Raw genomic sequence first — 22,738 nt, forward strand, 5'->3', positions numbered from 1 at the left:
TACGACGCGGCATTATTATAAAATCAGATCAGAAAAGTGCAGTTTTGGAGAAACAGTGGTACATCCCGCTGGTCAGGTGGGCCATGAGGTACGGCCTGGAGAGCCGGATGGAGGGAAACAATTACTGGCTGAGGTAATACTCTTACCGGCAATTGCATATCAGCAACAGCGGTAAAATCCTGTATTACGGCAGCAGCACCATGATGACTTTCTGTAACCTTGCAAAACTTAAATTCGTCTTTGCAACAGCCCATATTTTTTACTGACTTCTTGCATTTACCGCAATAATCGGCAGGTGCCGACTGCAGATCTACAGACGCCAGTTTGCCCATGCAATAATGCACGTTTACTGCAAACCCGCTCGTAAGCGTGATGTACAGTGCAGCAAATAATATGGCAAAAAATTTCTTCATGTTACGGTACAAATGTACGCCATTTTGCCTGCTTCTCAAACAGATTTACACCAAAGGAAAAAACCGGAGATCGATTGGTGAATGCAATCGAAGCTACGGTTTTCTCTGAATTAATTATCTATATATTAACTGTCAGACATATATAGATGTTAGTTAATAAACCACCACCTGATGCCTAGTCGGAAATCGAAGTTATTATACGGGTACAGCGGTGCTGCATAGTTACTGGTCGCAAACAGTGTATTCAGGTTCTCTGCCCTTACAAATGCATTAAAGGATTTAATACGGAAATGCACAAATGCATCCAGGTCAGGTGCCTGGTACTTGATTTTCTGGGATTGCTGGTATACCCACTGGCCCATCAGCGGCGAGTAGTCATCTGCGTAGTAAGCCGTGTTGTAACGCACCTCAATACCCGTCATGAGATTCAGGTTGGTAAACAACCGCTTCTCATAGGCCAGGCGGTTACGCGTCCAGAAGGCGGGCACGTTCATTGGCCCTTCCCCATGTACCTGCTGGAATGCCAGGTCTACGTACCAGCTAAACGGCGAGAAGGTAAACTTCTTGCTAAATACCACCTGCAACAGGTTAAACAACGAGCTGTACTGCGCACTGTGGTAATAGTCCTGCATATACGTATAGTTGGTAAACAGGAAGTAGTTTACCGCCAGGTTGTACTTCAGCTTTTTATTATCGGCTGCAAACTGCAGCTGCGTAATGTTTTCCTTGTTGAGCGACTCGTTATACCACGTCGTTCTGTTGCTGTTAAAATACTTGTAGACGTATGACGGCTCACGGTTCACATTATTTACAGAGAGCTTAATATCTCCCAATAAATCATTTAAATGCCGGCGCAACATACCACCTACACTATAATCCCCGATATTTTGACCTGCGAGGTAAAACTCTCCTTTCGCAGAGAAATCCCATAACTGGTTCTTCGTTTTATTACGATATTCCCCGTGGAGCGCCAGGTTACTGAAGTTAATATCCGCATCCAGGAAAGTTCCCTGCCAGCTCTCAAACCGGGCACCTACATTGATGAAATGCCCCAGGTTACCACGCACAGGGAACTGCACCAGCGATAAATCGTTGGACAACAGCTGCCACTGATGGCGGGCAAAAACAGAGGAATCCTGCGGGCGTACCGGTATATTGTAATGCAGCGGATAAAACGCCGTATCCGGCAGTCCGTCCGTGAATTCGTATTTGCTGTTCAGGTAGTTGAAGGTATACTGCACCCTGAAAAAGGGATCGTACTTATAATAGTCCGTAGTATCATTCACGTGAATGGTGTCTCCCCGCCCCCAGTCGTATTGCTGCTGAAACAGGAAGCCTGTTTGCCTGTACTGCGACTTCACCGGAATACTCGTGGTAAAGAAGTTATAGGAAGAAGAGTTATCATTCCCGAGGTTAACAGGAATGGTTCTCCTGTTACTATAATTAGAATTGTGCAGGAACGAATCACTTCTGATACCACCATTTTCACCGCCCTGCAGGTTGTTGTGGTACAAGTCCATATAGGAATTGGCCCGCTTATTTTTCGACTGATACCTGGCGGAGAGGCGATAGGTATTATGGTTGGTGGTCTGGGATTTATAATATCCCGGGGCGTTCACCTTTCGGTAGTCGAAGGCGAAGTTGAACCGGTTAGTACGGTTCTGGGTATGCTGTACCCCGATGATCTGCTCCTGTTTACTGCCTACCAGATAGTTCATTTCCGTATATGGGCGGGTAGTATTATAGAAGCGTGCATCCGCATGGGTAAGGCCATATACATCATACGCATGGAATCCGGCATCGAAGCCTGCTTTCATGAAAGGCGTAAATATGAGGTTACGGGCGGCGCCACCACTGTTGCCGGTGGTCATGTAAGAACGCGGTACTTTCAGGTATTGCATATTGAAATCAGCTATAGAGGAGTCTATAGTGAAATCAGTAGGCTCACCCAGGTAGCGGTAGGTAAGCGTAAGTGTATCTGGCTCTTCTTCATGGCGACCGGTATCGCGGGTCATTTTTCCGCCACCACCGCCACCGCCCATATTACCAAGGCGGTTAGTATTGAACTGGGCCATCAGTTGCTGCCCACCTACCAGTAGCAGGATTGTGATAATAAGAAATCTCATCCGAAAATGACAATATGTTTATAATTGCCCGATTAATTCACTAAAGATAAGCGTCAGTTTTGGCTCTGCCGCATGTGCAGCTTCCAGCACTTCCTCGTGGGTGATTGTATTCTCTTCTTCACGGATGCCGATGTCGGTAATCACGCTCATTGCAAATACTTTAAGGCCGCAATGAGCCGCTACAATTACTTCAGGAACAGTGCTCATCCCAACGGCATCACCGCCGATGATGTGCATATATTTATACTCTGCACGGGTTTCGAAAGTTGGCCCCTGTACACCTACGTATACGCCTGAATGCAGGTCGATCTGGTTCATGGCTGCAATTTCCACGGCGCGGTAGATCAGGTCTTTATTATATGGCTCACTCATGTCCGGGAAACGTGGACCCAGGGAGTTGTCGTTTGGTCCGCGCAGCGGGTGCTCCGGCTGCAGGTTGATGTGGTCCCGGATGATCATCAGGTCGCCCACGCTGAAGTCGGGGTTCATGCCACCGGCGGCATTGGAAATGAACAATGCTTTGATTCCCAGCGCATTCATCACTCTCACCGGAAAAGTCACCTGCTTCATGGAAAAGCCTTCATAGTAGTGGAAGCGGCCTGCCATGGCTACTATTGGCTTATCGTTCATGAAACCGAGGATCAGTTTACCAGAGTGCCCTTCCACCGTAGAAACCGGGAAGTGCGGAATATCTTTATAAGGGATCTCAATGGGATCTTCAATATCTTCTACCAGTCCGCCCAGTCCACTACCCAGAATAACGCCGGCAACCGGCTGTTCCTCCCAGAATTTGCTAATATATTCACTCGCTGCTTTGATCTGATCTTTGAGTTCGCTCATATTTTATTTTTCGTTAATTCGATTATTTTATGATTAATTAGCCGCAAAATATACTGCAATATCGTATTACGGCGTAACCGGCGCAAAGTTATTTTTTAATTCACAAATGACTCCGTTTTATATTTAAATCATAATGACCTATTTTAGCGGCAAATTTTATTCCGATGAACTTACACGAGTACCAGGCTAAAGAACTGTTGAAAAAATATAACGTACCGGTACAGGAAGGCATTCCGGTAGAAACTCCTGAAGCGGCCGCCGAGGCTTACAAGCAATTGAAGGTTACTTATGGTAATGAATTTGCTGTTGTTAAAGCTCAAATTCACGCTGGTGGACGTGGTAAGGGTAAAATCCGTGGTACAGAGCAGAGAGGTGTGGCTGTAGGAAAAAATGCAGAAGATGTTAAGACCATCGCTGGTAATATCCTGGGTGGTACCCTCGTTACCATTCAGACTGGCGAGGCTGGCAAATTGGTAAACAAAGTACTGGTAGCACAGGATGTTTACTATCCTGGTCCTAATCCGGTGAAAGAATTCTATCTGTCAATCCTCCTGGATCGCGCTAAGAGCATGAACGTTATCATGTACTCCACTGAAGGTGGTATGGATATCGAAGAAGTAGCTCACAGCACGCCTGAAAAAATATTCAAAGAGTGGGTAAGACCAAATATGGCCCTGCAAGGCTTCCAGGCGCGTAACATCGCGTTTAACCTGGGTCTGAGCGGCGAGGCTTTCAAAAACATGGTAAAATTCGTGACTAACCTGTACAACGCATACGTTGGTCTGGATTGCAGCATGCTGGAAATCAACCCGCTGTTTAAAACCAGCGACGAAAAAATCATCGCTGTGGATGCGAAAGTAAACCTGGACGACAACGCATTAATGCGTCATGCGGACCTGGAAGCGATGCGCGACATCACTGAAGAAGATCCTACCGAAGTAGAAGCAGGTAAATTCAACCTGAACTTCGTAAAACTGGACGGTAACGTAGGTTGTATGGTAAACGGCGCCGGTCTGGCAATGGCTACCATGGATATGATTAAACTGAGCGGTGGTGAGCCTGCTAACTTCCTGGACGTAGGAGGTACTGCAAACGCACAAACCGTAGAAGCTGGTTTCCGCATCATCCTGAAAGATCCTAAAGTGAAAGCGATCCTCATCAACATCTTTGGTGGTATCGTTCGTTGCGACAGGGTGGCACAGGGTGTTATTGATGCCTACCAGTCCATCGGCACCATCAACGTACCTATTATCGTACGTCTGCAAGGTACCAACGCTGCTGAAGCAAAAGAACTGATCGAAAAATCAGGTCTGAAAGTACAGTCTGCCATCCTCCTGAGCGAGGCTGCTGACCTGGTTAACAAAGCTGTAAGCGCTTAATTAAGAAGGTTCTCAACCCGATATAATTAAAAAGCCCCGTATCAACCGATACGGGGCTTTTTAATTATAACATAAGTTTATAAACTGGCAATTTTAGCATTAATGCGTGTAACCATGTCCGTCAGGTTCATCATTTCCGCCTTAGCCACTGCCCAGGTCAGGTACTGCTTTGCAGCCGCCTTATCCAGGTCGCCTACCACATGAGCGGCGCTGTTCAACAGCTCCAGGCTGGCCTTTTCATTCACCGCAATTTTTGCCCACTGGAGATATAAGTCCTTCAGCGCAGGGTCTTTCGCGATATCCTGCCCGTTGTAAAAGTTCACCATCCGCAGGTTGTTGCTGTTCATATCCCTGTTGGCCACAGTCCATTCCAGGTAGGCTTTCACATTTTTACTCTGCCTGAGGATATACCGTGTTGCAAATTCGGCTTTTACAGAATCCCAGTCGCCACCAGGTTTGTATTCCGCTTCATGTTTTTTCAGGAAAGCCTCAAATGCAGCAGGCTCGTAGGCTACACCCGCCAGTTCCTTCATATCTGCCCCAATTACCCTGGCAAGGATGCTGCTATTCATATCCGGACCATACATTTCCTGGTATTTCACCCTGTTTTTCATGTAATAATCCTTGTAATCAGCCGGCAGTTCCTTCACCAGTGCCATCGCTTTTACAGTCAGCTCAGCAGTTTTATCCTTTTGTTTGGCCAGAAACTCCTGTAGCACAGAGTCTTTAGGGTATTCACGCTTTTTGTTGAACAGCCCCTGGTACCAGGCCGGCCCCTCTTTTTTCACATTGGTGGCGTATCCATAGAAATACTTACCGTTTTTGTAACGGGCAGTGGTTTCCTTCAGGAAATTCAGGAACCTGTCCGCATCATTGTAGCCAATACCCACGTTTACCAGCTTGCCTTCCGGCGAAATGATCAGGTAGGTAGGGAAGCCATGCAGCAGGTAGCGGGAACAGAGGTCGAAACCGAAATCCTCTTTAAATACGTCGAAACCGGTGTTGATAAAGTTTTGCTCCATATAGGCCCTTACCTCTTTGCCCGGGAAAACTTTTACTTCCATTTCCTTACAGGCATGGCACCCTTCGAAATAGGTATCCACGAAAATCGGCTTTTGCTCTTTTTTAGCCTTCGCCAGCAGCTCTGTCCAGCCGGCCTTGATAAATTGAGTACTATCCTGCGCGAAGGTGGCCAACGGCAGCAATCCTGCTAAAAGCAGGGTCTGGAAAGTTTTTTTCATCATTCTGAGTGGTTTAATGGTGGTTTAAGTGATATGAAGCTAATAAATCCCCCTGAAATCCTTTCTGCATCAGCTTATCAAGCTCATTTTTTATTTTTAGGGAGATAAAAATGCTTATCTTCTAATAAATTCCCGTTCATAGAACACCTTCCAACTAAAAATATACCCATGAATCGAGTACTTTTTCTGGCAGTACTGCTTGCCATCTCCCTTAAAAATAACGCACAAGCAAAAAAACAAACCATTCCCAGCACTATCAACAAGGTAACTGTATTTACACAAGGCGCTCAGGTAGAGCGTTCTGCCACGGTTGCGGTTCCACAAGGCACCAGTCAGATTGTGATCAGCGAGCTGTCGCCCGACCTGGAAGAAAAAAGCATACAGGTAAATCTTCCCGCCGACTTCACGCTCCTTTCTGTAACGCGGCAGGTCAATAACCTCCGCCTGCAGGCGCACCTGGAGGAAACCGAAGCGCTGGCAGCCGAGCAAAAGAAGCTGGAACAGCAGCTGGCAAAGGAAAAAAACAATGAAACAGTATACAACGAAGAGAAAGCGATGCTGGGGAAAAACCAGGTAGTAACCGGCGACAACGGCCTCAAAGCCGCTGACCTGAAAGAAGCCCTGGACCTGCAACGCAGCCGGCTCTCCGAGGTAATGGCCAAACTCCTGGAAATCAAAAACAACCAGGTGGAATTAACGGAGCAGATCGAAAAAATCAACCGGCAGCTGGGCCGGTTCAGCGCCCATAACCTGCCGCCCACCAGCGATATTATCCTGAATGTACAAACGAAAAATCCTGCCTCTGGCAAACTTACCCTTACCTACATGGTGAAAAATGCCGGCTGGATTCCGGCCTATGATATCCGTGTAAAAGACATCAACAACCCTATCAACCTGGTGTATAAAGCCAACGTATTCCAAACCTGCGGTGAAGAATGGAAGAATGTGAAGCTGGCCCTCAGCAGCGGCTCCCCGGAGGAATCCAACACCAAGCCTACGCTGAGCCCATGGTACCTGCGTAATTTCCGGTCCGTGGACGATCTCAACATGGCACTGAGGTCGCAGGTGACAGTGAATGGCGAAGTTTCGGGTGTAGTAACAGACGGTACCACCAGTCAGCCCATGCCAGGCGTAACCGTGCGGGTGAAAGGCCGAACCATAGGCACCACCACGGATGCACAAGGCAGGTTCAAACTGCAGCAACCCGCTGGAAATAATCTACTGGAGTTTTCCTACATAGGTTATGAGCGCCAGGAATTAAGCCCTGCATCAGCCGCATTTGTATACATGATACCTATCACAACGAGTCTGAATGAAACCGTAGTGGTAAGCAATGGAATTACGAACGAACTCCAGGGTAAAGTAGCGGGCATTACTTCATCTTCACAACGTGCTATCGCCAAAAAGGTGGATCCAATAAAGTAGTAGACATTACCGAACAATATACCCCTACCACCTTCGTATTCGACATCCCTATCCCATATACCATCTTACCAGACGGTAAAAGCAACGTAGTAGGCGTAAAAGAACTGGAAATACCGGCTACCTATCAATATTACGCGGTTCCTAAACTGGAAAAGGCCGCCTTCCTCACCGCCGCGTTCACCGACTGGGAAAGCCTCAATCTGCTCGACGGCGAAGCCAGCATCTTCTATGAAGGCACCTATATCGGCAAAACCCTGCTGGACCTCCAGGCAGTATCAGACACCCTGCAACTCTCTCTGGGTAAGGATAAGCAAGTGGTGGTAAACAGAACGATGCAAAAAGACGAGAGCCGGAAAAACCTCCTTGGAAGCAGGGTTACCTTCTCCCGAACCTGGGAAATAACAGTAAAAAACAATAAGGGCGTGCCTATTAAAGTAAATGTGGAGGACCAGCTGCCGATCAAAACCATCTCAGATATGGATATCAGCAAAACAGAATATGGCGACGCCGCACTGGACGCTGAAACCAATATCCTCACCTGGCAGCTGCATGTAGCGCCTGCAACGGAGCAAAAGCGGCAGTTGAAATATGCAATAACATATCCTAAGGGACAAATTGTGAACGTTAATTAGCTTTCCTTTTCCCTCCACCTGCGGTGGAGGGAAAAGGAAAGGGGGAAAGCGCATTCGCGCTTTCCCCCTTTCAATATGTGAAATATAATTACTGATCTTTCTTCGGCATCACCGCCTTAGGCTGCGGCTGTGTAGCCGGCTTGTTTTCCTTAGGCTCTTCTTTCTTAGGCGCAGCAGGCTTTTTCTCCTCCGGTTTATCAGCACCCGGTGTGGCAAAATCATCGCCATAACCGGAAGCATCAATATAATCCTGCTCTGTACCATTGCCGGTATTTTCCGCTTCGGCGCCTGGCGCTACGTTGGAGTTAAAATCTTCATAACTCTCATTGGCCATGCTGGCAGGCATGATGAATTTATCGTTAGGTGTCACCTTCAAAGTAGGATCAGCATGTACTTTCTGCATGAAGTAAGCCCAGATAGGAAGACCGGTGTTGGCACCCTGTCCCATGGCGGTGGTGGAGAAATGGATGTAATTGTTTTCACAACCTACCCATGCACCTGCCAGTATCTTAGGTGTATAACCGATAAACCAACCATCGGTATTATCGTTGGTAGTACCTGTTTTGCCCCCAATTTCGCCCTGGATGTTGTAACGGAAACGCAGACGTGCCGCGGTACCACCAGGGCCGGTTACACCTTCCATCATTTTTACCATGGTGTAAGAATCATGTTCACTGATTACTTCACGTTTTACGGGTGCAAATGTTTCCAGGATATTTCCATATCTGTCCTCAATACGGGTGATGTAAATTGGTTTGGTATTGATACCCCGCGCCGGGAACATGGTATAGGCACGCAGCATTTCATACAGTGATAAATCTACGGCACCCAGTGCTATGGAAGGATATGGCTCAATCTTAGGTGTAAAACCTACTTTATTTTTTACGAAGTCAGCAAAGTTCTTAGGCCCCAGCTGCTTAATCAGGTAAGCAGCCACGAGGTTAAGTGATTTCGCCAGCGCACCCGCCATGGTGATACTACCACCAGTGCTGCCTTCAGAGTTCTTAGGGCTCCAGCCATCGATGGTGATTGGCTCGTTTGGCAACATCGTATACGGAGAAAAACCGTTCATGATAGCGAAGCAATACAGGAATGGTTTGAAGGTAGAACCCACCTGACGACGGGTTTTAGCCACGTGATCATTTTTGAAATAGCGGAAATCCGGACCACCTACCCATGCTTTTACTTCACCGCTCTCAGGGTCCATCGCCATGAAACCAGACTGCAGAATCGTACGCATATACCGGATGGAATCCATCGGGGTCATAATGGTATCAATATCGTTCAGATCCTGATCTGTATAGCTGTTCCAGCCGAATACCTTCATGCGTACCGGCGTACGAAAGGCCTTGGCAATCGTGGAATCATCTGCACCATCTTCTTTCATCTGCTGGTAACGGTCAGATTCCTGCATGAAGTTGTTCAGCTCCTTCTGCCAGTTTTTCCACACGCTGCCGGTTTTGATATTGTTTTGTGCAAACAATGATTTCTGCAGGGTTTGCAGGTGATGACGCACCGCTTCCTCCGCATATAACTGCATACGTGGGTTGATGGTAGTATATATTTTCAGGCCATCACGGTAAAGGTTATACTCTGATCCATCAGCCTTCTTATGGCCTGCACACCAGGTTTTCAGCTCATCGCGCAGTACTTCGCGGAAGTAAGGTGCGAGCCCTTTATTATGGTCAATTTTATTATAGTGCAGTACAATCGGTTTGCTTTTAGCAGTAGCAGCTTCGGCAGCGGTGATAAATTTATTTTCCACCATGTTGTCGATCACCGTATTGCGGCGGCTCAGCGCCATTTGCGGGTTACGGCGCGGGTTGTAAAGCGTGTTTCCCTTCAGCATACCCACCAGGATGGCCGCTTCTTCAATAGAAAGATGGCCGGCATCCTTGCTGAAGAAGGTGCGGGCACCATTCTCAATACCGTATACATTATCACCGAAAGAAACGGTATTTAAATAAAGTGTTAAAATTTCCTGCTTGGTAAAATTACGTTCCAGTTTAATGGCGATAATCCACTCCTGTAACTTCTGAAACCCGCGACTGATGGGGTTGGTAGCTCTTTTTTTACCGAGTGCATCTGCCTGGAGGTTGAGGGCCAGCTGCTGTGTAATGGTGCTGGAACCACGTTTTTTACCTATTAATAAGTAGAAAGGAATAGCGAAAGTACCTTTGGCATCGATACCGGAGTTGTCGTAGAAGCGACTTTCCTCGGTGGCGATCAATGCGTTGATCACATTTTTGGAGATCTCATTATAGTCGCTGCTGGAGCGGTCTACCTGATAATATTTTCCTAAGATGGTTCCGTCATCGGCAATCACCTCCGCTGCCAGTGCGGCGCGTGGGTTTTCCAATTCCTCCATGGATGGCATGTTGCCGATCACACGGAAGTTGATAAGTAATATTAGGAGAACAATAAATGCTAATACCCCAAATGCCACTCTCCACAATATTTTCACCGATTTTTTCATGCGCGTTCTGATTTGTTTAATGGCTAACTCAGCTATGAGTTGACCGACAAAGCTAATGGAAATTTCGGGATTTGTATAGTTACTCGGTCACGTAGTTGTCGGCAAAGAACTTACGATAACCAGCCAAATCCTTGGTACTGTTTAGTAATATGAAGTTATCCCGGGAGATTACAAAGAAGCTGTAATCCGTTGGCCTGATCCGCGGAATGATGTTGTTGGACGCTGCATCTCTGATTTCATCGAAGTAGGCCAGTGCCTTGTCTTCGTTAGGAAAGATCCTGAAAATCAGCATAATATCATTTGGTGTAAGCACGAAGCTTCCCACTTCAATTTTATCAGTAGCATGTTTGCTGGCGTTGTAGCGGGCAAACTGATTCAGTCCTTCATCCATCAGGTCTTTGGATACCCTGTCGAACGACAGCACCACAAAGAAAGGATTGTTGGCATCTACCTTATACGGTGTTACTGGTTTGGGCGGTGCAATCACGCTGATGGCTGCAGGCTTATTGCCGGTAAGTCCGGCTGCTACCTGGATACTGTCGGCCTTTGCTTTGGCGGTATTTACCTTATCGGTGAATACCGGCTGTGGATTTTGCCATGGATAACGCATAGATACATCTTCATCCACCAAAGGCGTGCCATCACTGTTCTTTTTCACTTCCAGGGCTATTAAATAATTATATATTTCCTTACGCTGCTTCAGGGCGGCCATCAGTGACTGTGCCTGCGTAAATATGGCGGAATCAGCGGCGTATTTATTCATCACGTATTGCACAGCTGACTCGGAGCGGTTTACTGAATCTGTTGCAAAAGTAGAATCCGTTTTTACGATAATCATGGCCTGCAGGAGGTCAAACTTAGGCTGCAGGTAGTTGAGTCCGTATACAGTGTCCACCTGGGCACGCATAGCAATCGCATCAGCATAGTTCCCATTACGGAACGCCGTATAGGCGGAATCGTAAGCGGCGCTGATGGCTTTCTTTTTACCGGCATCAATATCTTTTAGGCCACCGAAGCGGATGATATCGGCAAAATTCGTTTGTCCGTACTCGTTAAGTACCTGGTTTTTATACCTGCTGGCGATGTCGGTCCTGTTTTGCTTTCCATTCCAGACGTACAGGGAGTAAAGTACTTCTGCTTTACGCGGGTGGTCAGGATACAACAGCAACAGTGAATCATAGGTTTCTATGGCCAGTGGTGCGTTATCGAGTTTATCGTAATAGAGTTTACCGAGATCGAACCAGGCGTCCTGGCATTTGGTGCGGGAAGCGCGTAATTTTTCAGGGGTGAGCGGCAGGCCGGCTGCGAGGACATCTGCGGTCATGCTGTCTGCCGGTACAGCGGGCTTAGCATCCGCAGCGGTAGGTGCGTTAAGCATATCACCGCCGCCCCCGTTGTTAGCAGCGATATTGGCGGCGCCTGTCTGGCTTCTTCTCCAGTTATCCGCCAGTTGCCGGTTACCCCAGCGGCGTCTGAATTCTGAATATCCGGAAGATTTAGCGGCTACATTGTAGAAATACCAGTCGCCATTACCTTCTGCCTGTGGGGAAAAGGCGCCAGGACCGTTGCTTTGCATGGTGCTGGAGGCGGTGTAGTTATCGGAGTTGGAGCCTTTATCTTTTTTCTCGTTTTTCTTTTTATCGGCGGCTTCCTGGCGGATGGTGCCGGCCATTTTGGCGAGGAAAATGTTTCGGTCTGATTCCGGCATGGTGGCGATGCGTTGGAGGCTGTCCTCACGATGGATCAGGGCCACGCGGGCTGCTACATCTCCCAAAACATTTTTACGGGTATTGACCAGGTCAAAATCCACAAATTCCGGCGTCATGGTGCCGGCGGTGCTGTCGTAATATTTTTTTGCTTCGGCGTAGTTACGCTGATCGTAGTAGATATCGGCGATGCCCTTGTAGGTGATGGTGCGTTGAACGCGGTTTTCACTGGGCACTTTCAGCGATTTCTGCATATATCCCAGGGCGGCTTCCGGATCTTTCGGGTAGGAGATAGATCCCATGGTGTAGAGGATACCGTCCCGGTAAGGTTCAAATTTCTGTTTTTTCAGCATATGACGGAGTGCGTCGATGCTTTGCTGCGGGTTACCACCTTCGCGGGCCGCGTTGAGCCGGGCGATCTGCACGCGTGCCTGGAAGTCCATCATGGGATCGGGCTTCTGGTGGATCACGCGTTTGAACTGGTCGATGGCGGAATCCGGCTGACTTTCCAGCGCATACAATTGCCCGAGGATGAACGACATCCTGGCTTTGGCCACTTTATCATGGCTTTTATCGATGGCGGTCTGCAAAGGCGAAATAGTTTCGTGGTAGCGGCCCTGGATATAGTTGCTATAGGCGCGTACCTCTGCCAGCGAGCCTTCCAGACGTTTTGGAAACTTAGGATCGTTGGCCAGGAGGTTGAGCAGGGCTTGTACCTCGTCGTAATCTTTTAATTCCAGCAGGGTACGGGCGCGCCATAAAAACGCATCGTTACGGGCCCGTTTGTGGCGGAATGGGGTAAGTACTCCTTTTGTATTTTCTTTTGAGGAGACGGAAATCTGATCGTTTTCAGTAGCGCCTACGACTGTTTTATATTCTTTCTTGTTTTTAGGGGCGAAAGCCAGGTTGGTATACTGGAATGTTTTGTTGGCGTTTTCGAAATCTCCTTCATAGAAATAAGCGCGGCCCATCAGCACATAGCAGTCCGGTATCCATTTGCCGCGGGGATCATGGAGTTGAATGCCGGTAGAGGCTTTTTCTATCACCGAATCCAGTTCACCTTTGCTGACGTTCTGATTTTTTGCGGTAAACGGATAGAAAGGCAGCAGTACATTATAGTTATCCTGCCCCTGGCGGTTCACCGAGCGAACCACTCTGTCGAGTTTAGTGCGGGCGTGGAAATAGTAGTTATAGCGGGTGGCCAGGTTTTGCCAGAAGGCGCGGTAAAGGGTCCAGCGTTTTTTCTCCAGCATAATTTCTGCCGGGGTACGCCTGTCCTGAACTTTTGCTTCTTTGGGCTTAAATAAAGGTTTAGCCTGGGTAGTATTACCCTGGGGATTGCTTTGCTGGGCTTTATTTTGGGGTGGGCGCTGCGCCTGGTTGCGGGGCTGATTTTGCGCCCAAACCGCTGGTACTCCCATGCACATTAAAAAAAGTAAAGCAAAATATCTTCGTAATAACTTGATGCAATTCATGGATGCCAGGGTGTATAGGCTTTATTATATAACTTCCGGAACTAAAAAATATTTTAAAGATACTACAAAAATGTTGAAAATAAGACAAACTGCCAACCATTAATGCACTGATTATCAGTGGTCAAAAAGCTACTCCCGACCCAAAAAAATCTTTTCAACGATGTAGATACCAGAATACGAAAGAACAAATAAAACAAATATGATTAACTTTAGCCGCCTGAAAACGAAAAAATTGCAATGGCAAGGAAGGGGAATAAAAATAAAAGAAGGAATTTAGAGAAGCTCAGTCATAATTATCGTTTGGTAATTATGAATGATGAGACCTATGACGAAGTGACGTCGTTCAAATTGTCGAGAATGAGTGTTTACATCGCACTGAGTACCCTATTTGTATTATTGGTGGCTATTACCGTGGCTACAATAGTATTTACGCCATTGCGTTATTATATTCCCGGTTATGGTGATTTAAAGCAGCGCAAGGAATTCATTCACCTGAAGATGCGTGCAGACTCCCTCGAATCGGCCGTAAATGCCCGTGATAAGTACCTGGATAACATCAAGCAGGTGATCAATGGCGAGTTTACCGGCAAGCTGGATACTACGATGATGAAAGTGCCCAAAGTGGACGGCAGCACTTATTAATGTTTTGATACATATTGAGGATCAACCATATTTGAATTATCAATAAATCTCAAAATATTTAATTTATTTTACATCGTTTTAACTTTCAAACCTGAAAAACCTGAAAACCTATGTTTAATAACAATTCAAAGTCTAAGGGTGACAGCAAAAGCATGTTGCCTTCTTCTACTATCAACATCATCGGAAGCGGCACCAGCATCCAGGGTGATATCGTGTGCGAAGGTGATATTCGTATCGATGGTCAGGTAAACGGCCTGGTTTCCACCAAAGCTAAGATAGTAGTAGGTCCGGAGGGAGATATTACCGGAGACCTTATTTGTCAGAGTGCCGATATTCTGGGTAGAGTAACCGGAATCATCAAAGTTGAAGAGTTATTGTTCCTGAAAGGGAATGCACATGTGAAAGGTGATGTATACACCGCACATTTCGAGATGGAGCCTACCGCCAAATTCAATGGCCGTTGCTACATGGGCGATGAACAGCCGGAAGAAACGCAGAAACATGGAAGATCAGTCCTCACAGAAGCCGAAGCGGAATAAGCCCGACAACAACGTTGGTACTATTATGCGCTACGCTGGCCTTGCATTCCAGATGATGGCTACGCTTGGGCTTGCAGTTTTTATTGGGTACAAGCTGGACCAAAAGATTGGCTGGCGGTTCCCGGTATGCTTAATCGTTTTTTCTTTAGGGGGTTTAGTCGTAACTTTGCGGCAAATTTTAAATGACACCCGCAGGAAATGAGCGACAGATTTTTTCTTAAGTTAATTGCCCTTTTTGGCATAATCAATCTAATCTTTTTAGCGTTTAAATCCAGGTTGATGGACATCGACGCACATTTTTATGTACTGATGATCGGCAACCTGGTACTGGCGCTAGTATCAACTTTAAGCGCCAGAAACAGCATCAAAAGCCTCCAGTCTTCTAATCAGAACGCATTTATCAGAGCTGTTTACGGCGCCACACTGAGTAAATTAATGATCTGTATCGTTGGTATACTGGCATATGTACTTGCCTATAAACCAAACATCAGCAAACCAACTGTATTTATCTTATTAGGAACATACCTGATATATACGCTGTTCGAGGCCGTGAGCATGTCTAAACTTGTAAGACAAAAGCAATAACACTTGAAAAAAGAGGCGCCATTACATGCATTAGCGGCCTATCTGCCAGATGGCACTTTTGAGCCGGTAATGGAGTTCATCAGCAACTATAAAGTACACCTGACCATCACGCGTGAGCGGGCCAGTATCCTGGGCGATTACCGCCATCCGGATGGTCATGGAAAAGGACATCGGATCAGTATCAACGGATCACTGAATAAGTATTCTTTCCTCATCACATTGCTGCATGAACTGGCGCACCTTACCACTTTTAACAAGTACGGCAACCGCGTTGCCGCACATGGGAAAGAATGGAAAAGTGAATTTTCCTGGATTTTAAGTGGATTTGTAGGAAAAAACTTCCTCCCTAACGATGTAGAACAGGCCGTGCGCCAAAGCATGGCCAATCCGGCTGCCAGCTCCTGTGCAGATGAAAGTCTTATGCGTGTACTCAGCCGCTATGACCGTAAAAAAGAAAATCATTACCTGGTAGAGCAGCTGCCGCCAGGACAATTATTCCGCACCAAAGACGGACGTATTTTTCGAAAAGGAGAACGTATCAGAAAGCGTTACCGGTGTGAAGAGGTGGCTACGAAAAGGTTGTACCTCTTTAGTCCTGTGTATGAAGTGGAGATTGTCACAAACACATAAACTTATCCTGCCTAAATTAGTAAGCATTTCAGTTCTTATAATTATCCATTTCTTATAATTTCGCACGCTGATACTTTCGGAATCATTCAGAAAGCTGAAATTGTAAACTATACCTCGTTGATCCGGACACTATACTTTCACTTAAGTAAAAAAACAATGAAATCTCTATTTACCTTACTCGGGGTACTATCCTGTGTCTTTCTTTATGCGCAAACGCCACCTAAACTTTCAGAGGTTATTCCGCCTTCTCCACAGGCTTCCCAGATGATCCGGTTCGGAGAATACAAAGTGGCACATAATACCGGAGTTCCGGAAATCAGCATTCCGCTATATACAATCAAAACGGGTTCCTTGGAATACCCGATAGCTATCAGCTACCACGGCAGTGGTATCAGAGTGAACGATGAAGCAGGTAATGTTGGGCTTGGATGGATGTTAACAGCAGTAAAATCCGTTAGCCGCATCGTGAACGGCTTACCGGATGATGGACCTGGCGGCATGCTGCTCAATCCAATAAAAAGACAAACCGAAATCGATCCCACATTGGACAACTCTTACATTTTTGCGGGAGCAGAAGGCTTGCTCGATACAGAAAGAGATGTTTATGTGTTTAGCACAGGTACAACAAATGGCAAATTTGTTTTTAAAAATGATGGTACCACTTTTCAGATTCCGATGACGCTGGCAAAAATCTCCTCAGATATACTGTCGTTAAATGGTGGCTTCACTATTGAAGATGCCAACGGTAACAAATTTGCATTCAGATCGGCAGAATACACCAGTTACGACAGAAGTCATTTTGCGTCCTCATTTATGCTGGATAGTATCATCTCAGCGGACAGGCGGGATACCATTACCTTTCAATATACCAGGGAGAAGTCAACTTTCGTTATAGACAGAAGTAACAGTGCGGCCATCGGACCGAAATGTGATTTGTCCATTGTCAATGGCCAGGTACAACAGATTGAAAAAGACCAGCCAGGATTCAATTTTTATACGACCAAACAAACCCAGTATCAGCAGTTAACCCTGAGTAGTATTCACTTTAGATCTGGAAAAGTGGAGTTTGTAAAATCAGCGACAGCCCGGCAGGATAATGACCATGATTATTTTACCAATATGCTGGTATATTCAAAAGACCCGCTTACTGGCAGTTATACTCAGATAAAAAATGTAGCTTTTAACCAAAGTTATTTTGAAAGTGGGGGAACTACGTCAAATCCTTGGGACAAATACCGGTTGAAATTGGATAACGTCACCATTTATGGAAAAAATAACACCAAAGGTGAGGTATATACTTTTGGGTACAATACTATGATGCTGCCGCTCAAAACCAGCTATGCAGTGGACCTTTGGGGTTATTACAATGGTAAGACATCGAATTTCTCCTACCTGCAGCGGGAAGAGAATATTTCTTATAAAGGTAGGCTCTACAATGTTGGTGATGCCGACCGAAGCTTTTCAGAACTATATTTGAAAGCCTGTCAATTGAATAAAATCACCTATCCTACCGGAGGCTACACTACCTTTGAGTTTGAGCCTAATCGCCTTTTAAACAATCGTACTTCTCAGGTACCGAGAAGTGAGAAAGTGACAGCATTTTCTGGTGAGCAGGGGTATGAAAAAGTATCTAAACAATTAAGCGTTCCTGTTACCGAAGATGCATTGATCAAAGTTGAAATTTTTACAAAAACCAATACGCGTTGCATTGTAAAACTTAAGAATGTTACAACTGGTACGGAAACTTCCATTACACCCAACTATCCCGGGGACCTCGAACGCACCTTTAGCACTACGGTACCCACCACTTTATTAGCAGGTAATAACTATCAACTGTACGCTGAGGCACTGTCTCCAGCAGGTGGAACGGGCATCACCGGCTCATCTGCCAGTATAGAAGTAAGCTGGTCCGAAACAGTGGATGTAGAGGACATTGCCTACGCAGGTGGACTACGTATAAGATCCACTCAAAATTTTGACATGGACAACAAGCAGGCAGGTAAACGGGTGTATAAATACGGTACAGGAGAAAATAATTATGGTTTGGCAATCATGCCGGCCTATTTCATCAACAATCGTTTCTGGAAGGAACAAAATCATTGGATCGGACTTGCTGCTCCCGAGTTTAATATTTTGTGTCACAATTGCATTTGGACGGACAGGCAATATTCTTCTTCCTCCAATTACCAGGTTACCTTGTATAACGGCTCTACCGTTATATATCCAGAAGTCACCATTTATGATTATGACCAAAATATGGTGCCTAATGGCAAAACGGTATATCAATACAATACTTTATCTGACAAATTTGTAGAATTGCCTTATACTTTTTCGCTGGCGCAAACCAATACCTACTGGCAGGAAAGCAACTTAACAGATGAATCCCATTACCAGTACAAGGACGGACAGTTTTCCCTCATTCATAGAAAACAATATTTCTATCAGCCCCTCAAACAGGATTTGCTATACAACCTGAAAGTAAGTTACAAGGGTACAGTAACAGGTTGTGGTGCAAATAGCAGCATTTGGTGGTTTTGGGCGGAATACCCTATCGAAACAGGTTTTGAGCCACTCGTAAGAACAAGGGAGGAAACAATTACTCCAGCAGGAACCTTGACTAACGAAACAATTTTGACTTATGGAGATGCTACCGGCATGCTGTTATCCGCTCAGCAAACGAGTAACAGTGACGGTAAAATCAATCTTTCCAGTTTCAAATACCCATTAGACCTGACATTACAGGGAAGTCTGGAAAATGCCAGATTGCAAATGGTAAAGCAGCATATGCTATCACAGCCATTGCAAATACAATTTTTCAAGGACGGACTAAATACCTATTCCGAGAGCACTTCATTCACAAATCTTGGGAATGAAAAAATAGTTCCAATTAAAAAGCAGTTCAGTTATGGACAATCGTCCAGTCCAATTATACAAAGCTTCACTTATTCTTCCGATGGTTTGCTTTCTTCACAATCCAAGGAAAATGATGTAGTCCAGTCTTACCTATGGAATTATAATTCGCAATATCCAACTGCTAAAATAATTGGAGCAAATGCCGATCAGGTGGCACATTCGTCTTTTGAAAGTGATAATAAAGGCAATTGGAGCTACACTGGATTGCCGATAGACGATGCTACTGCTCCTACTGGCAGCAGATGTTATTCACTTTTTTCGGGAAATATTTCCAGGGAAAATCTTGATCCGACTGTCTCCTACATTGTTTCATACTGGGTAAAAGATAATGCCCCTCTTAATATTTCAGGAACTACAGGTACGATTCAAAAAGGCATTACCTGCAAAGGCTGGACTATGTTTTTGCATCATGTTTCCGGACAAAGTAGTATTGCTATTACAGGTACTGCAACAATTGACGAATTACGATTGTATCCTGAGCAAGCTAGAATGAATACCTATACATATCTTCCACTAGTCGGCATCACCAGTGTTTGCGACCAGCGAAATCAAATCATTCATTATATCTATGATGATCTAGGTCAGCTATTCCAGGAAACAGATACAGAAGGAAATATTCTGAAACAGTACGAGTACCGGTTTAGCCAGCAATAAATATTACTAAACAGCCAGGATATAAACTTCCTGGCTGTTTCACTTCCGGATTATTTCACCTCTGTATAATGTATCAATGGTATTTCCATCGCCCTATTAATCAATTGAATTTCCAGGTTAATAATCGACTCCTCTGATTGCGCCTGTAACTTAGGAGCATCATCGGTTGGCTTGTGGTAATCATCATGCCCGCCGGTATGGAAAAACAATACCGGTACCTGGTGCATGTAAAAGTTATGATGGTCTGACGCACCCTTGCCAGCTGCATCTGTAAAAAACTTAATGCCAGGCTGCGTTACACCTTTAAATACTTCCGGCCATTCCTGCGCGGAGCCAAAGCCACCGATACCAATACCTCTTTCGGGATTATAGCGCCCAATCATATCCATATTTAACATGAAATGCACGTTAGCCAATGGCTGTAGCGGATTATTCGTGTAGAATTTAGAACCTTGTAATCCCAGTTCTTCCCCGCCAAATGCAATGAAAAGGAAGTTAAACGGCTCTTTTTGTGCGTTTTTAGTGTAATAACGCGCCAGTTCGAGTAAGCCCGCCACACCGGATGCGTTATCATCTGCACCGTTGTGAATCTGCCCAACCGGATACTTCCCGTCGAATAAGCCGGCGGTACCCAGGTGATCGTAGTGTGCACCAATCACTATCGTACGTGCGGCACCGTTATCCAGGAATCCGATCACGTTACGACTCGGAATACTCTTGTGTGCATTGCGGTCGAACGTAAAGTCCTGGAAGTAGCTGCCGCTATTGACAGGCTGCAGGCCCAGTTTACGGAATTGTTTGGCTACAAAGTTACTGGCAGTAGTGCTGCCTTTTTCTGCGGTTCCCCTTCCTTTGAGTTTGTCGGAAGCAAGGTAGTTCACTGTTTGCTGAATTCGTTTGGCAGACGGTAAGGTATCCTGTGCATGTGCGTTCACCAGCAATCCCAGTGCACATATCCCTGTCAATAAACACTTTTTCATGCTGCAATTAAATAAATAAAAAAGAGAAGGCTTCCGAACCGGAAGCCTTCTGCTAAAAAATATGACTGAATAGTTCAGAAAATATTACTTTTTGTTACGCTGGTTCTGCTGCATGTCAGCCTGACGCTTCTGCATTTCTTCCAGTTTCTCCTGCCATTTTGATTTCTGTACAGGTTTCTTTTTATTTTCCTGGATCTGCGCGTGGATCTTAGCTTCGCTGATAACGAATTTCTGGATCACGAACTGCAGGATAATAGAGATCAGGTTGGACAGGAAGTAGTAGAATGTAAGTGCGGCTGCGGTTCTGTTGAAGATACCGAGGAACATCAGCGGCATTACATATGGCATATACTTCATTACCGGATTGCTCTGGTCAGCCATTCCACGGTTGTAGAAGGCCAGCATGAAGCTGGTAGCAGTCATCAGCAGGGTGAATAAGCTCACATGGTCGCCATAGAACGGAATGTTAAATGGCAGGTGCATGATGGAATCGTAGGTGGATAAGTCGGTAGCCCACAGGAAGCTTTCCTGGCGCAGCTCAATGCTGGATGGGAAGAAGCTGTACATCGCTACCAGGATCGGTAATTGCAGCAGGGCTGGTAAACAACCTCCGAGCGGGTTTACACCGGCGCTCTTGAAGAGTTTCATTTGTTCCACACCGAAAGTCTGCTGGTCATCACCATATTTCGCTTTCAGTTCATCAATTTCAGGTTTCAGCACTTTCATCTTCGCCTGTGAAACATAGCTCTGGTAAGTAAACGGAGCAATGATCAAACGGATGAACAGGGTGAGGAGAATAATGATGATGCCATAGTTGTGAATAAATCCGCTCAGGAAGTTAAACACCGGAATGATGATCCATTTGTTCACATACTTCACGAAGGCGAAGATGCCGGAACCCAGCGGAATGATTTTTTCCAGGCCGAGGTCAAATGACTTCAGTGTTTTATAGTGGTTAGGACCGTAGTAGATTTCAATAGGGAAAGAGAAATCTGCGGAACGATCGTAAGGAATCTGCAGGGTGGTGTAAGTTTGCCCAACAATATTCGCACTTTCAGGTACTTTGGTATTGATATCTGCGCTGGCGAAATCTGCTTTTTTAGCGATCAGCGTAGTATTGAAAAACTGTTGTTTTACGCTCACCCATTTCAGTTCATCGCTCAGTTTTTCGTGTGCGGAACGTTGCAGGGTAAAGTAGTCATGTTTTTCTTTTTTGGTCATGTAGTGCACCTGGTTGTTCAGGCGTTCGTTCTGCATGTCCAGCTCCTGCTTGTCGTTTTGTGAATTCCATTGCAGGGTCAGGAATTTCTGGCTGCCAGGAAGGATGTTCTGGAAACCAACGGCGTGAATATCATAATCTACTACGTAGCTGCCTGGTTTCAGGAGGTATACAAATTCCAGGTAAGCACCGTTGGCAGCGGTAAGGCGGTAAGAGATCGCCTTTTGATCACCGGCCAGTTGCTGCGGAGCAGCAGCAGTGAAAAACAGGTCAGCACTTTGCAATGTTTTGTTGGCGTTGGCAGGTACTTCAACAGACAGGCGGTTGAAGGAACCGTTTGCCAGCATCAGCGGCTGACCATCATGCGTTTTAAAATCTTTCAGCTGTACGGATACAGGCTGACCACCTTTATTAGAGAAAGTAATTTTTACAACATCATTTTCCAGAACGGTAGTTTGCTCGGTACCAACAGCTGCGGCAGCGAAAGCACCGTATTCTCCGGAAAGCTGCGCCTGGTGGGCTGAATCGAGCTGAGTACCAGCCAGGTTAGCTACTGTATCAGTAGGTACCGTTTTTGGCTTGTTCACAAGGGCGATGGAATCTTGTATGGCCTTTTCTTTGGCTGCGTTTTGCTGCTGCTTATTATTCAGGAAGATGTAACCAACCAGCAACACGCCCAAGAGTAAAAAGCCAATAACCGAATTTCTATCCATGAAATGCAATTAAAATTTAGGCAGCAAAGGTAATCCTTTTTCTGGCAAAGCCGATAAAGAGTACCGGCCGCGGTGGCTTTTTTTGAAGATTGTTTATTAAAGAATTGTTAAAAGCGGCCTTATCGGGTGGCTGGCCAATGACACCTTCGG

The 22,738-nt window shown here is 45.8% G+C and carries 17 protein-coding genes; 9 read left to right on the forward strand and 8 right to left on the reverse strand.

The window, feature by feature from the left end:
- Nucleotides 1-23 precede the first annotated feature (23 nt).
- From BUB18_RS01055 to BUB18_RS01065, 3 genes are all read right to left on the reverse strand, one after another.
- The gene (locus tag BUB18_RS01055) at nucleotides 24-413 is read right to left on the reverse strand and encodes an HYC_CC_PP family protein (RefSeq protein WP_073077157.1); all 390 of its coding nucleotides are present in this window, start codon (nucleotides 411-413) and stop codon (nucleotides 24-26) included.
- Between the two features lie 149 nt (nucleotides 414-562).
- Nucleotides 563-2,539, reverse strand: coding sequence for a putative porin (locus BUB18_RS01060; protein WP_073077158.1), 1,977 nt, complete (start codon nucleotides 2,537-2,539; stop codon nucleotides 563-565).
- Between the two features lie 18 nt (nucleotides 2,540-2,557).
- Nucleotides 2,558-3,379, reverse strand: a complete 822-nt coding sequence (locus BUB18_RS01065; protein WP_073077160.1) for a purine-nucleoside phosphorylase — start codon at nucleotides 3,377-3,379, stop codon at nucleotides 2,558-2,560.
- 164 nt (nucleotides 3,380-3,543) lie between these two features.
- Here BUB18_RS01065 and sucC point away from each other — a divergent pair, with 164 nt between their 5' ends.
- Nucleotides 3,544-4,758: an ADP-forming succinate--CoA ligase subunit beta gene (sucC, locus tag BUB18_RS01070; protein WP_073077162.1), complete on the forward strand. Its 1,215-nt coding sequence runs from the start codon at nucleotides 3,544-3,546 to the stop codon at nucleotides 4,756-4,758.
- Nucleotides 4,759-4,835: 77 nt separating this feature from the next.
- Here sucC and BUB18_RS01075 read toward each other — a convergent pair whose 3' ends face one another.
- Nucleotides 4,836-6,002 (reverse strand): thioredoxin family protein, encoded by a 1,167-nt coding sequence (locus tag BUB18_RS01075; RefSeq protein WP_073077163.1) that lies wholly within the window; start codon nucleotides 6,000-6,002, stop codon nucleotides 4,836-4,838.
- A gap of 165 nt (nucleotides 6,003-6,167) precedes the next feature.
- On the opposite strand from BUB18_RS01075, the gene BUB18_RS01080 reads away from it, so the two are divergent.
- A complete protein-coding gene (locus tag BUB18_RS01080; RefSeq protein WP_073077165.1) occupies nucleotides 6,168-7,424 on the forward strand; it encodes a mucoidy inhibitor MuiA family protein in 1,257 nt (418 codons plus the stop codon).
- A gap of 5 nt (nucleotides 7,425-7,429) precedes the next feature.
- Nucleotides 7,430-8,056, forward strand: a complete 627-nt coding sequence (locus BUB18_RS28860; protein ID WP_262487658.1) for a DUF4139 domain-containing protein — start codon at nucleotides 7,430-7,432, stop codon at nucleotides 8,054-8,056.
- Between the two features lie 88 nt (nucleotides 8,057-8,144).
- On the opposite strand, the gene BUB18_RS01090 is transcribed toward BUB18_RS28860, so the two are convergent.
- Together BUB18_RS01090 and porW are read right to left on the reverse strand one after the other, a co-directional pair.
- Complete coding sequence (locus tag BUB18_RS01090; protein WP_073077169.1) at nucleotides 8,145-10,532, reverse strand: penicillin-binding protein 1A; 2,388 nt, start codon at nucleotides 10,530-10,532, stop codon at nucleotides 8,145-8,147.
- A gap of 79 nt (nucleotides 10,533-10,611) precedes the next feature.
- Entirely contained in the window at nucleotides 10,612-13,659 is a 3,048-nt protein-coding gene (gene porW / locus BUB18_RS01095) for a type IX secretion system periplasmic lipoprotein PorW/SprE (RefSeq protein ID WP_073077171.1), read from the reverse strand.
- Nucleotides 13,660-14,022: 363 nt separating this feature from the next.
- On the opposite strand from porW, the gene BUB18_RS01100 reads away from it, so the two are divergent.
- The 6 genes from BUB18_RS01100 to BUB18_RS29550 all read left to right on the forward strand — a co-directional run bounded on the left by BUB18_RS01100 (nucleotide 14,023) and on the right by BUB18_RS29550 (nucleotide 19,676).
- Nucleotides 14,023-14,355 (forward strand): hypothetical protein, encoded by a 333-nt coding sequence (locus BUB18_RS01100; RefSeq protein ID WP_245805598.1) that lies wholly within the window; start codon nucleotides 14,023-14,025, stop codon nucleotides 14,353-14,355.
- Between the two features lie 110 nt (nucleotides 14,356-14,465).
- Nucleotides 14,466-14,894, forward strand: a complete 429-nt coding sequence (locus BUB18_RS01105) for a bactofilin family protein (protein WP_083549194.1) — start codon at nucleotides 14,466-14,468, stop codon at nucleotides 14,892-14,894.
- Nucleotides 14,895-14,919: 25 nt separating this feature from the next.
- Complete coding sequence (locus tag BUB18_RS30165; protein WP_073077175.1) at nucleotides 14,920-15,096, forward strand: AtpZ/AtpI family protein; 177 nt, start codon at nucleotides 14,920-14,922, stop codon at nucleotides 15,094-15,096.
- Between the two features lie 77 nt (nucleotides 15,097-15,173).
- Nucleotides 15,174-15,479: a hypothetical protein gene (locus BUB18_RS01115; protein ID WP_073077177.1), complete on the forward strand. Its 306-nt coding sequence runs from the start codon at nucleotides 15,174-15,176 to the stop codon at nucleotides 15,477-15,479.
- A gap of 3 nt (nucleotides 15,480-15,482) precedes the next feature.
- The gene (locus BUB18_RS01120) at nucleotides 15,483-16,109 is read left to right on the forward strand and encodes a SprT-like domain-containing protein (RefSeq protein WP_073077179.1); all 627 of its coding nucleotides are present in this window, start codon (nucleotides 15,483-15,485) and stop codon (nucleotides 16,107-16,109) included.
- A gap of 156 nt (nucleotides 16,110-16,265) precedes the next feature.
- Nucleotides 16,266-19,676, forward strand: coding sequence for a hypothetical protein (locus BUB18_RS29550; protein WP_178372060.1), 3,411 nt, complete (start codon nucleotides 16,266-16,268; stop codon nucleotides 19,674-19,676).
- Nucleotides 19,677-19,726: 50 nt separating this feature from the next.
- Here the strand turns inward: BUB18_RS29550 and BUB18_RS01130 are convergent, their stop codons facing one another.
- Together BUB18_RS01130 and yidC are read right to left on the reverse strand one after the other, a co-directional pair.
- Nucleotides 19,727-20,656, reverse strand: coding sequence for a M20/M25/M40 family metallo-hydrolase (locus tag BUB18_RS01130; protein ID WP_073077183.1), 930 nt, complete (start codon nucleotides 20,654-20,656; stop codon nucleotides 19,727-19,729).
- An 84-nt stretch (nucleotides 20,657-20,740) separates the two neighbouring features.
- Entirely contained in the window at nucleotides 20,741-22,588 is a 1,848-nt protein-coding gene (gene yidC, locus BUB18_RS01135) for a membrane protein insertase YidC (RefSeq protein ID WP_073077185.1), read from the reverse strand.
- Nucleotides 22,589-22,738: the final 150 nt, after the last annotated feature.

This window comes from Chitinophaga jiangningensis, assembly GCF_900142605.1.
Classification (GTDB): Bacteria; Bacteroidota; Bacteroidia; order Chitinophagales; family Chitinophagaceae; genus Chitinophaga; species Chitinophaga jiangningensis.